The 11,429-nt window shown below is 71.7% G+C and carries 10 protein-coding genes; 9 read left to right on the top strand and 1 reads right to left on the bottom strand.

What is annotated here, in order from left to right:
• The first annotated feature begins 41 nt into the window (after positions 1-41).
• Both MTQ01_RS17750 and MTQ01_RS17745 read left to right on the top strand, forming a co-directional pair.
• Positions 42-692 (top strand): vitamin K epoxide reductase family protein, encoded by a 651-nt coding sequence (locus MTQ01_RS17750; protein WP_247491552.1) that lies wholly within the window; start codon positions 42-44, stop codon positions 690-692.
• Between the two features lie 97 nt (positions 693-789).
• A complete protein-coding gene (locus MTQ01_RS17745; RefSeq protein WP_247491551.1) occupies positions 790-2,157 on the top strand; it encodes a replication-associated recombination protein A in 1,368 nt (455 codons plus the stop codon).
• 136 nt (positions 2,158-2,293) lie between these two features.
• On the opposite strand, the gene MTQ01_RS17740 is transcribed toward MTQ01_RS17745, so the two are convergent.
• Positions 2,294-3,055 (bottom strand): DUF2470 domain-containing protein, encoded by a 762-nt coding sequence (locus tag MTQ01_RS17740; protein ID WP_247491550.1) that lies wholly within the window; start codon positions 3,053-3,055, stop codon positions 2,294-2,296.
• Between the two features lie 145 nt (positions 3,056-3,200).
• On the opposite strand from MTQ01_RS17740, the gene rpsD reads away from it, so the two are divergent.
• The 7 genes from rpsD to MTQ01_RS17705 all read left to right on the top strand — a co-directional run bounded on the left by rpsD (position 3,201) and on the right by MTQ01_RS17705 (position 11,339).
• Positions 3,201-3,812 carry a 30S ribosomal protein S4 gene (gene rpsD / locus MTQ01_RS17735; RefSeq protein WP_247491549.1) on the top strand — a complete coding sequence of 204 codons (612 nt, stop codon included), beginning with the start codon at positions 3,201-3,203 and terminating at the stop codon, positions 3,810-3,812.
• A 335-nt stretch (positions 3,813-4,147) separates the two neighbouring features.
• Entirely contained in the window at positions 4,148-4,588 is a 441-nt protein-coding gene (locus MTQ01_RS17730) for a DUF948 domain-containing protein (protein WP_211041809.1), read from the top strand.
• Between the two features lie 8 nt (positions 4,589-4,596).
• Positions 4,597-4,950, top strand: coding sequence for a DUF6167 family protein (locus MTQ01_RS17725; RefSeq protein ID WP_247491548.1), 354 nt, complete (start codon positions 4,597-4,599; stop codon positions 4,948-4,950).
• A complete protein-coding gene (gene alaS, locus MTQ01_RS17720) occupies positions 4,950-7,616 on the top strand; it encodes an alanine--tRNA ligase (RefSeq protein WP_247491547.1) in 2,667 nt (888 codons plus the stop codon). The genes MTQ01_RS17725 and alaS overlap by 1 nt, the downstream gene beginning before the upstream one ends.
• A 19-nt stretch (positions 7,617-7,635) precedes the next feature.
• The gene (gene ruvX, locus MTQ01_RS17715) at positions 7,636-8,088 is read left to right on the top strand and encodes a Holliday junction resolvase RuvX (protein WP_247491546.1); all 453 of its coding nucleotides are present in this window, start codon (positions 7,636-7,638) and stop codon (positions 8,086-8,088) included.
• A 318-nt stretch (positions 8,089-8,406) separates the two neighbouring features.
• Complete coding sequence (gene mltG / locus MTQ01_RS17710) at positions 8,407-10,485, top strand: endolytic transglycosylase MltG (RefSeq protein WP_247491544.1); 2,079 nt, start codon at positions 8,407-8,409, stop codon at positions 10,483-10,485.
• Entirely contained in the window at positions 10,485-11,339 is an 855-nt protein-coding gene (locus MTQ01_RS17705) for a shikimate dehydrogenase (RefSeq protein WP_247491542.1), read from the top strand. Before mltG ends, MTQ01_RS17705 begins: the two co-directional genes overlap by 1 nt.
• The last annotated feature ends 90 nt before the right edge of the window (positions 11,340-11,429 follow it).

The raw sequence follows: 11,429 nt of genomic DNA, 5'->3' as shown, positions 1-11,429 counted from the left end.
AATGAGCGCCACACACGACCACCTGACGGGATGACGACGCCATGACCACCACGGCACCCTCCGAGAGCTCCGCGGGCAGCAGCCTGGACGACGGTTCGGGGGGTGCCGTTCCGGCGACCAAGCCCTTCGCCTGGATCCTGATCATCACTGCCGCGGCCGGGCTCCTGTCCGCCTGGATGATCACGCTGGACAAGTTCCGGCTGATGCAGGCCGAGTTGGTGGGCGAGGTCCACACCCCCGGCTGCAGCCTCAACCCCATCGTCGCCTGCAAGGGCGTGATGGAGAGCGACCAGGCGGAGGCCTTCGGGTTCCCCAACCCGATGCTCGGCATGGTCACGTTCGCGGTCGTCGTCGCCATCGGGGTCGGCGTGCTGGCGGGCGCCCGCTACCGGCGGTGGTTCTGGCTCGGGCTGCAGGCCGGCACCCTCTTCGGTGTCGTCTTCTGCACCTGGCTGATGTACCAGTCGCTGTACGAGATCGGCCTGCTCTGCCTGTGGTGCACGCTGACCTGGGTCGCGACCCTGTTCATGTTCTGGTTCACCCTCGCCCACAACCTCAGGCACCGCTTCATCCCGGCCCCGGAGAGCGTGCGCAGCATCGTGCTGGAGTTCCCGTGGATGCTGCCGGTGCTGCACACCGGGATCATCGGCCTGCTGATCCTGACCAACTGGTGGGACTTCTGGACCAGCTGACCGGTCCCGGCCCGGCCCCGGCCACCGACACCGCTCGCGGACGGGGCGGGGCAAGGGGCGGGCCGCGCTGTCAGTGGGGTGACTTAGGGTCGGGGACGTGGAGCCCGACCTGTTCACCGCCGCCGCCGAGGAGCGCCAGGAGCGCGACCCCTCCGCGAGCCCGCTCGCCGTCCGTATGCGCCCGCGAGTCCTCGACGAGGTGGTGGGCCAGCAGCATCTGCTGCGTCCCGGTTCACCGCTGCGCCGCCTGGTGGGGGAGGGCGGGGCGGGCCCGGCCGGCTCGTCGTCGGTGCTGCTGTGGGGACCTCCGGGCACCGGCAAGACGACACTCGCGTACGTCGTGAGCAAGGCGACCGACAAGCGCTTCGTCGAGCTGTCGGCGATCACCGCCGGCGTCAAGGAGGTCCGTGCCGTCATCGAGGGCGCCCGCCGGTCCTCGGGCGCGTACAGCAAGGACACCGTCCTCTTCCTCGACGAGATCCACCGCTTCAGCAAGGCGCAGCAGGATTCGCTGCTGCCCGCCGTGGAGAACCGCTGGGTCACCCTGATCGCGGCGACCACGGAGAACCCCTACTTCTCGATCATCTCCCCGCTGCTCTCGCGCTCGCTGCTGCTGACCCTGGAGCCGCTGACCGACGAGGACCTGCGGGCGCTGCTGCGCCGAGCGGTGTCCGAGGAGCGCGGGCTCGGCGCCGCCGTGGCGCTGCCGAAGGACGCGGAGGACCACCTCCTGCGCATCGCCGGGGGCGATGCACGCCGCGCGCTGACCGCGCTGGAGGCCGGTGCCGGATCGGCGCTGGCCAAGGGCGAGAGCGAGATCTCGCTGGCCACCCTGGAGGAGGCCGTCGACCGGGCGGCGGTCAAGTACGACCGGGACGGCGACCAGCACTACGACGTCACCAGTGCGCTGATCAAGTCGATCCGCGGCTCGGACGCGGACGCGGCCATGCACTATCTGGCCCGCATGGTGGAGGCGGGCGAGGACCCGCGCTTCATCGCCAGACGCCTGATGATCTCCGCGAGCGAGGACATCGGCCTGGCCGATCCCACCGCTCTCCAGACGGCTGTCTCCGCAGCCCAGGCGGTGGCCATGGTCGGCTTCCCGGAGGCACGCATCATCCTGGCGCAGGCGACCCTCGCGCTGGCGCTCGCACCGAAGTCCAACGCCGCGATCAGGGCGATCGACGCCGCGCTCACGGATGTGCGGGCGGGCCTGGCCGGCGCGGTGCCGTCGCATCTGCGCGACACCCACTACAAGGGCGCGCAGAAGCTCGGCCACGGCGAGGGCTACCAGTACCCGCACGACGTACCGGGTGGGATCGCCGCCCAGCGGTACGCCCCGACCGAGGTGCACGGCCGCCGCTACTACGAGCCCACGCGGTACGGCGCCGAGGCGCGTTACGCCGAGGTCGCGGAGCGGGTCAGGGCCAGACTGCGGGGCGAGGGCGGCGAAAGCACGGGCTGACGCCCAACCGGCCCCGGGACGGCGCCAGTTCGGCGCCGCGCCGCTCCCGGTCCCGTCGCCGGTCCCGGTCCCGTCCCTACGAGGTTCCCGGCCCCGCTCCCGGTCCCGACGAGGTTCCCGGTCCCGGCCGGCCCGGTCAGTGCGCGGCTTCGAAGAGCCGGTGCATCTCCCGCCGCAGCCCGCTCACGTCCCGGACCGGCTCGGGAAACTCGAAACGCACGTCGAAGCCGTCGTGCGGTCCGCAGAAGCGCACCCGCATCCCGTAGCGGTCGAGCGCGAGCGGCACCGCTCGTCTGCGGTCGACCAGGCGCAGGGCGTCCTCGCCGAGCAGGTGCTGGAGCCGCTCGACCTGTTCGGGATGGGCCGTGGCCAGGTGCTGGAGCAGTTCGGCCTCGTGGCGGCAGAGCGGGTCGGCCTCGGCGGTGAGGAAGTCCTCGGGCTCGATGTGCGTCTCGCCCCACAGATCGTCCACATACGCCTCGCCCACCTCGAGCCTCAGCACCGACCAGCGCCGACTGTGCGCCGAGGGACTGGTGGGGTCGTGTGCGGCGAGCAGTTTCGCGGCCTCGCCCAGGGCGGGACCGCGCACCGCGGTGAGCCAGCCGGCGACCCAGGCCCGGCCGCGGATCCGGTGCGGCACGGAGACGGGTGCCACATCGGTGATCTCCATCACCGCGGTGGCCTCGTCGTCCTGGGCGTGAGTGACGGCCCTGGCTGCGGGGGAGTCCGCGGGGACCAGTAGGATGACGTCTCCATCGGTGTTCACAGCGCGCGATTCCGGTACCCCCGAGCCCAGTTCGTCGGGCTCGATTCCCGGAATGCTCAGTGCTGCGGATACCCTGGACTCAACGAGGGTGCGCACCCGCTCGGCGGCCGACGGCTGCCGGAGGTCTTCCATGGGACGCGGCTGCCCCTCCCCCTGCTCGACGTGGGGGGACGCCTGGTCATCGTGAACGGTTCCGGGCAGGGGGTTCCCAGGACGAAACATGCGTTCTCCTCTACTAAGGTAAGCCTCACCTAACTTACACGGAGGACTGTTCAACGTGAACCAGTCGCGTCCCAAGGTCAAGAAGTCGCGTGCACTCGGCATCGCGCTGACCCCGAAGGCCGTCAAGTACTTCGAGCAGCGCCCGTACCCGCCGGGCGAGCACGGCCGTGGCCGCAAGCAGAACAGTGACTACAAGGTCCGTCTGCTGGAGAAGCAGCGCCTGCGCGCGCAGTACGACATCAGCGAGCGCCAGATGGTGCGTGCCTACGACCGCGCTCGGAAGGTCGACGGCAAGACGGGCGAGGCCCTGATCATCGAGCTTGAGCGCCGTCTGGACGCGCTCGTCCTGCGGTCCGGCCTGGCCCGCACGATCTACCAGGCCCGCCAGATGGTGGTCCACGGCCACATCGCGGTGAACAACCGCAAGGTCGACAAGCCGTCCTTCCGCGTCCGTCCGGACGACGTCGTGTCGGTGCGCGAGCGCAGCCGCGCCAAGCACCCGTTCCTGGTCGCCCGCGAGGGTGGCTACGCGGGTGAGGGCGAGACCCCGCGCTACCTGGAGGTCAACCTCCAGGCGCTGGCGTTCCGCATGGACCGGGACCCCAACCGCAAGGAGATCCCGGTCATCTGCGACGAGCAGCTCGTCGTCGAGTACTACGCCCGCTGATCGTCCGGGACGGGTTCCGCCCGTCCCGTGATCGGTGACGCCCTCCGCCCGTCGGCCCCGGCCGCGGCGGAGGGCGTTTGCGTTCCCCGGGGCAGGGGCGGGTCCGCTGGGGCGGATCGGGTTCGACTCCGGCAGGGCCGGGGTGCGACTCGCCTTCCCGGGGGTGCGGCCCAACTCCCGGGGCACGGCTCGGCTTCCGCGGCGAAGCCCGACTTCCGGTCCGCGGCTCATCCGGTCCGTCGCTGTCACCGCCGCGCGATAGGGTCGTGGCCTGCCGCGCGTACCCGGGTCGGGGAGGCGGCCGAACCCATACCGATCAAGGGAAGCGGTGCAGCGTGTCCGGTGGAGAGGTGGCCGGCATCCTCGTGGCTGTCTTCTGGGCGATTCTCGTGTCGTTCCTCGCCGTCGCACTGGTGAGGCTCGCGCAGACGCTCAGAGCGGCGACCAAGCTGGTGGCGGACGTCACCGAGAAGGCCGTTCCGCTGCTGGGGGAGGCGTCGCAGACGGTGCGCAGCGCCCAGACGCAGTTGGAGAAGGTGGACGCCATCGCCACCGACGTCCAGGAGGTCACCTCCAACGCCTCCGCACTCTCCTCCACCGTCTCCACGACCTTCGGCGGCCCGCTGGTGAAGGTCGCCGCCTTTGGCTACGGCGTGCGCCGAGCCCTGGGTGCGCGCAGGACCGAGCCGCAGAAGCGGCGCCGAGTGACCGTAGTGCCGGGTGCCGCCGTGCCGTTCGCCAGAGGCGGTCGGCGGCGGCGCGGTGGAAAGGACTGACGACAGCGATGTTCCGTCGAGCTTTCTGGTTCAGCGCAGGTGCCGCCGCGGGCGTGTACGCCACCACCAAGGTCAACCGCAAGCTGCGCAGCCTCACCCCCGAGTCGCTCGCCGCGCGCGCCGCGGACAAGGCGCTCGAAACCGGCCACCGGGTCCGGGAGTTCGCCGTCGACGTGCGCCACCAGATGGCGCGCCGCGAGGAGGAGCTCAACGACGCACTCGGTCTGACCGCCGACCCGAACGAGCCGGTGACGATCCGTCAACTGCCGGGCGGCGGGAAGCGCGCCCAGCTGGGACCGGCACCCGGCGCCCACACGAACCGCACCAACGGACACCGCAGGACAGGGAAAGAGGACCTCTGATGGAGTCGGCTGAAATCCGTCGCCGCTGGCTGAGCTTCTTCGAGGAGCGCGGACACACGGCCGTGCCCTCCGCGTCGCTGATCGCCGACGACCCGACGCTGCTGCTCATCCCGGCCGGCATGGTGCCGTTCAAGCCCTACTTCCTCGGCGACGTGAAGCCGCCGTTCGCGCGGGCGACCAGCGTGCAGAAGTGCGTGCGCACACCGGACATCGAAGAGGTCGGCAAGACCACCAGGCACGGCACGTTCTTCCAGATGTGCGGGAACTTCTCCTTCGGCGACTACTTCAAGGAAGGCGCCATCACCCTGGCCTGGGAGCTGCTCACCTCCCCGGTGGCCGAGGGGGGTTACGGCCTCGACCCGGAGAAGCTCTGGATCACCGTCTACGAGAAGGACGACGAGGCCGAGCGCATCTGGCGCGAGGTGGTCGGCGTCCCCTCGGAGCGCATCCAGCGCCTGGGCATGGGCCCCAACTACTGGGACATGGGCGTCCCCGGCCCCTGCGGACCGTGTTCGGAGATCAACTACGACCGCGGTCCGGAGTTCGGCGAGGAGGGCGGCCCGGCCGTCAACGACGAGCGCTACGTGGAGATCTGGAACCTGGTCTTCATGCAGTACGAGCGCGGCGCCGGCTCCGGCAAGGACTACCCGATCCTCGGCGACCTGCCCGCCCAGAACATCGACACCGGGCTCGGCCTGGAGCGACTGGCGATGATCCTCCAGGGCGTGCGGAACATGTACGAGACCGACACCCTGCGCGTGGTCATCGACCGCGCCACCGAGCTCACCGGTGTCCGCTACGGCGCGAGCGACGACGGCGACGTCTCGCTGCGGGTGGTCGCCGACCATCTGCGCACCTCGGTCATGCTCATCGGGGACGGTGTCACCCCCGGCAACGAGGGCCGCGGCTACGTGCTGCGCCGCATCATGCGCCGCGCCATCCGCAACATGCGCATCCTCGGCTCGCAGGAGCCGGTCGTGCAGACCCTGGTCGACACCGTGATCGGCACGATGGGGGAGCAGTACCCCGAGCTGGTCACCGACCGGGAGCGGATCTCCACGGTGGCGCAGGCCGAGGAGGTCGCGTTCCTCAAGACGTTGCGGGCCGGCACCAACATCCTGGACACCGCCGTCACCGAGACCAAGGCGTCCGGCGGTCGGGTGCTCGCCGGCGACCAGGCGTTCCTGCTGCACGACACCTGGGGCTTCCCCATCGACCTCACCCTGGAGATGGCGGCCGAGCAGGGGCTCAGCGTCGACGAGGAGGGCTTCCGCCGGCTGATGAAGGAGCAGCGCGAGCGGGCCAAGGCCGACGCGCGCTCCAAGAAGACCGGCCACGCCGACCTCTCCGCCTACCGCGAGGTCGCCGACGCGGCCGGCGCCACCGACTTCACCGGTTACACCCACACCGAGGGCGAGGCCAGCATCGTCGGCCTGCTCGTGGGCGGGGCCTCCTCGCCGGCCGCCCACGAGGGCGACGAGGTCGAAGTGGTCCTGGACCGCACCCCGTTCTACGCCGAGGGCGGCGGCCAGCTCGCCGACACCGGCCGGATCAGGCTGACCGGCGGGGCTGTCGTGGAGGTGCGGGACGTACAGCGTCCGGTGCCGGGCGTCAGCGTGCACAAGGGCGTGGTCCAGGTCGGCGAGGTGACGGTCGGCGCGCAGGTGCACTGCGCCATCGACGTCGGCCGCCGCCGGGCGGTGGCCCGCGCGCACAGCGCCACCCACCTCACCCACCAGGCGCTGCGCGACGCGCTGGGCCCCACCGCCGCCCAGGCCGGCTCGGAGAACTCCCCGGGCCGCTTCCGGTTCGACTTCGGTTCGCCGACGGCCGTGCCCGGCTCGGTGCTGCTCGACGTCGAGCAGCGGATCAACGAGGTGCTCAGCGGCGATCTGGACGTGCAGGCCGAGGTCATGACGCTGGACGAGGCCAAGAAGCAGGGCGCCATCGCGGAGTTCGGCGAGAAGTACGGCGAGCAGGTCCGCGTCGTGACCATCGGCGACTTCTCCAAGGAGCTGTGCGCCGGCACCCACGTCTCGAACACCTCGCAGCTCGGTCTGGTCAAGCTGCTGGGCGAGTCCTCCATCGGCTCCGGCGTGCGCCGGGTGGAGGCGCTGGTGGGCGCCGACGCCTACAAGTTCCTCGCCAAGGAGCACACCGTCGTCTCCCAGCTCACCGAGCTGGTCAAGGGCCGCAGCGACGAGCTTCCCGAGCGCGTCTCGGGGATGATCACGCGGCTGCGCGAGGCGGAGAAGGAGATCGACCGGCTGCGTGCCGAGAAGGTGCTCCAGGCCGCCGGTTCCTTCGTGGAGCAGGCCAAGGACGTCAAGGGCGTCGCGCTGGCCTCCGGGCGGGTGCCCGACGGCACCAGCGCCGACGACCTGCGCAAGCTCGTACTGGACGTGCGCGGCCGTATCGCGGGCGACCGGGCAGCGGTGGTGGCTCTCTTCACCGTGGTCAAGGACCGTCCGCTCACCGTCGTCGCGACCAACGAGGCCGCTCGTGAGCGCGGACTGAAGGCCGGCGATCTGGTGCGCGTCGCGGCGAAGACCCTCGGCGGCGGAGGCGGCGGCAAGCCCGACGTCGCCCAGGGCGGCGGGCAGGACCCGGCCGCGGTCGACGAGGCGCTGGCCGCCGTCGAGCGTCAGGTGGCCGAGGTCGCGTGAGCCCGCTGGAAGTCAACTGATGCGCAGGGGACGGCGGTTGGCCGTCGATGTGGGGGACGCCCGGATCGGGGTCGCGAGCTGCGACCCCGACGGGGTGCTCGCCACTCCGGTCGAGACCGTGCCCGGCAAGGACGTACCGGCCGCCCAGCGTCGCCTGGCACAGCTCGTCCAGGAGTACGAGCCGCTGGAGGTGTTGATCGGGCTGCCCCGTTCGCTGAGCGGTGGCGAGGGGCCGGCCGCGGCGAAGGTGCGGTCCTTCGCGGAGCGGCTGGCCGCTCTGGTCGGCCCTGTGCCGGTGCGGCTGGTCGACGAGCGCATGAGCACGGTGACCGCCGCCCAGTCGATGCGTGCGTCCGGGGTGAGCGCGAAGAAGGGCCGGTCCCGTATCGACCAGGCCGCGGCGGTGGTGATCCTGCAGAGCGCGTTGGAGGCGGAGCGCGGATCGGGTCAGCCGCCGGGCCACAGCGTCTGAGCCGGCCCGCGGGGGCGGCGGAGCAGGGTTTGGTGGGAAGTGCGCCCGCACGCGATCGGTCCCGGGCCGATTCCGCCCGCGGGGCCCGGTCCTGCGGGAACGTCGTGCTCCCGGGGCTCGTTGGCGTGTACGGGTGCCGGGTCCGCGGACTCGGGCGACCGCTCGTCGGCGCGGGCCCGACCGGGGGAGGGGCACGCCCCGCAAGGGTCCGGCTCAGGTGGTTGTGTGATCGCAATACGGTAGCGTTCCGGGCGACACGGCGGCCGACCGAGCGTCGAGCTCTCGATGGCGGAAGCCGAAGCGCGGCATAGGGGATCGATGACTGAGTATGGCCGGGGCCCAGGCTCCCAACCGTGGCATCCCGAGGACCCGTTGTACGGGGACCAGGGCTGGGACGGTACTCAGCAGGCGCACCGGGCGCCGGACCGGGGCCACCCGCAGCAGGGCGGGCCCCAGCAGGACCCCTACGGCTACGCCGACTGGCAGCAGCAGCCGGCCGCGCCCCAGTCGCCGTACGGTGACGACCCGTTGGGCATGAACCAGCAGCAGGGCCAGTACCAGGACCCGTCCCAGCAGTACCAACAGCAGCAGCAACACCAGTCGCAGTACGACCCGCACGCCCAGCAGGGCGGCTACGGCTACGGCGACACCAGTGGCGGCCGGCAGTCCTACGCACCCCAGGACGCCTACGGGGCAGGCTCCGCCTACGGCCAGGACCCGTACGCACAGCAGCACGACTCCTACGGCGGCGGCATCGCGGCCGGGCAGCAGCAGGGCGGTTACCCGGCCGGCGATCCGTACGCGCAGCAGCAGGGCTACGGTGGCGCGGAGTCCTACGGCGGCCCCGCCGGACACCCGCAGAACCCCTCGTACGGACACGGCGATCCGCACGGCCGGGACGCCGCCTACGGCGCGGACACCTCCTACGGGCAGGACAGCTCGTACGGCGCGGACACCGCGTACGGCCAGGACGCCTCCCTGGGCCGGGGCGCCCCGTACGCGGGGGCGGCCGGCGCGCAGGCGCGCGGAGCGGCACAGGCGCGGCAGCCCGAGCCGGCGGCGCCCGAGGAGTGGGACAGCGACTCCCGCCTGGAGAACCACGCCTTCTTCTCGGACGAAGCCGCCCCCGCGGCTTCCGGCGGGCGGGGGCAGGCGCGGGCGGAGCGGGCCGCGGGCCGGGGCGAGCGTGCGGACAGCGGTGAGGGCGGCGAGGGTTCGGGGCGCAGGGGCCGTGCCGGAGCAGCCGAGGACGACGACTTCGACGACGATCCGGACGAGCGGGAGCCGGGCCGCAGGCGCGGGCGCGGGCGCAAGGACGGCGGTCGCAAGGACGGCGGGCGCAAGAAGAACGGCATGGCCTGTCTGACGGCCGCGGTCGTCCTGGTCGGCGGTGTCGGCGGCGCGGGCTACCTGGCGTACGACTTCCTCCAGGGGCAGTTCGGTTCCGCGCCCGACTACTCGGGAGAGGGCAGCGGCGAGGTGCAGGTCGAGATCCCGACCGCGTCCTCGCTCTCCGACATGGGGAACATCCTCAAGAAGGCCGGTGTCGTCAAGAGCCACGACGCCTTCGTGGAGGCGAGCGGGGAGAACGGCGACGCGGCCAAGATCCACGCGGGCACGTATCTGCTGCGCAAGGGCATGTCCGCCGAGGCCGCGATCAAGCTGATGCTCGACCCCGCCAGCCAGAGCGGGCTGATCGTGCCCGAGGGGCTGCGGGCCAGCAAGATCTACGAACTCATCGACGAGCGCACCGAATCGCCCGAGGGCACCACCGAGAAGGTCGCCGAGAGCACCGAGTTCGACCTGCCGTCCTGGGCGGAGGAGGGTGGGGACCCGCTGGAGGGCTTCCTCTTCCCGTCCAAGTACAGCGTCTCGAAGAAGACCGAACCGGTGGCCGTGCTCAAGGAGATGGTCAAGCGCGCCAACGCCGAGTTCAAGAAGGTGGATCTGGAGGGGAACGCCAAGAAGGTCGGACGCACCCCCTACGAGGTGCTCACGATCGCCTCGCTGATCCAGGCCGAAGCCCAGTCCGACGACGAGTTCGGCAAGGTCTCCCGGGTCGTCTACAACCGGATCAAGCCGGGCAACAGCGCCACCAACGGCCGCCTGGACTTCGACTCCACCATCAACTACGCGCTCGGCCGCTCCACCCTGGACGTCAGCGTCACCGACACCAAGCTCGACCACCCGTACAACACCTACCGCATCGCCGGGCTGCCCCCCGGCCCGATCGACAACCCCGGCCACCAGGCGATCGAGTCGGCCCTCAAGCCGACCAAGGGGGAGTGGCTCTACTTCGTCACCGTCCGGGCCGGCGATACCCGCTTCAGCGAGACCTTCGAGGAACACTCGCGGCACGTGCGGGAGTTCAACGAGGAACAACGCAGGAACGACTGATGACCGAAGAACGAAGGGCCGCGGTTCTCGGCTCGCCCATCACCCACTCGCTCTCGCCCGAGCTGCACCGCGCCGCGTACCGGGCGCTGGGGCTCAGCGGCTGGGCGTACGACATGTTCGAGGTCGACGAGCGGGCGCTCGCGCCGTTCATGGGCACGCTGGACGCCTCCTGGGCCGGCCTCTCCCTCACCATGCCGCTCAAGCGGGCCGTGATCCCCCTGCTGGACGAGGTGAGTCCGACCGCGGCCGACATCGAGGCGGTGAACACGGTCGTCTTCACCGAGGACGGCCGCCGGGTCGGCGAGAACACCGATGTGCCCGGCATGCTCGCCGCGCTGCGCGAGCGCGGTGTGCAACGGGTGCCGCACGCCGCCGTTCTGGGTGCCGGCGCCACCGCCGCCTCCGCGCTCTCCGCCCTCGGCCGGATCTGCGACGGCGAGATCACCGCGTATGTGCGCAGCCCCGAGCGCGCCCGGGAGATGCGCGGCTGGGGCGAGCGGCTGGGCGTCTGCGTCACCACCACCGACTGGAGCCGGGCGGCGGAGGCGCTGGGCGCACCGCTGGTGGTCGCCACCACCCCCGCGGGCGCCACCGACGCACTCGCCGGCTCCGTGCCCGAGCGCCCCGGCACGCTCTTCGACGTGCTGTACGAGCCCTGGCCGACCGAGCTGGCCGCGGCCTGGCAGCAGCGCGGCGGGCAACTCGTGGGCGGCCTCGACCTGTTGGTCCACCAGGCCGTGCTCCAGGTGGAGCTGATGACCGGCGCCGAGCACGGGCCGCTGGCTGCGATGCGCCGCGCCGGCGAGGCCGCGCTGACCGCCCGCGGCACGCTGTCCGGCGGGCTGTCCGGCTGACGGACCTCCGCCCGGAGCGCGAGGCGGTCCGTGGCAGGATCTGCACCACACGTCGCGCCAGGACCCGACGCGTCGAGGACTTGAGGAGAA

Origin of the sequence: Streptomyces sp. XM4193, assembly GCF_023072595.1 — a bacterium.
Lineage (GTDB): Bacteria > Actinomycetota > Actinomycetes > Streptomycetales > Streptomycetaceae > Streptomyces.
Note: the sequence above shows the minus strand (reverse complement) of the source record. Positions and strands in the feature narration are given on the sequence as shown.

What these genes read in the sequence shown, in the direction of transcription:
- MTQ01_RS17705 (WP_247491542.1), top strand. Translation starts at nt 10,485, where the DNA reads ATGACCGAAGAACGAAGGGCCGCGGTTCTCGGCTCGCCCATCACCCAC.
- MTQ01_RS17750 (WP_247491552.1), top strand. Translation starts at nt 42, where the DNA reads ATGACCACCACGGCACCCTCCGAGAGCTCCGCGGGCAGCAGCCTGGAC.
- alaS (WP_247491547.1), top strand. Translation starts at nt 4,950, where the DNA reads ATGGAGTCGGCTGAAATCCGTCGCCGCTGGCTGAGCTTCTTCGAGGAG.
- MTQ01_RS17725 (WP_247491548.1), top strand. Translation starts at nt 4,597, where the DNA reads ATGTTCCGTCGAGCTTTCTGGTTCAGCGCAGGTGCCGCCGCGGGCGTG.
- ruvX (WP_247491546.1), top strand. Translation starts at nt 7,636, where the DNA reads ATGCGCAGGGGACGGCGGTTGGCCGTCGATGTGGGGGACGCCCGGATC.
- mltG (WP_247491544.1), top strand. Translation starts at nt 8,407, where the DNA reads ATGACTGAGTATGGCCGGGGCCCAGGCTCCCAACCGTGGCATCCCGAG.
- MTQ01_RS17740 (WP_247491550.1), bottom strand. Translation starts at nt 3,055, where the DNA reads ATGGAAGACCTCCGGCAGCCGTCGGCCGCCGAGCGGGTGCGCACCCTC.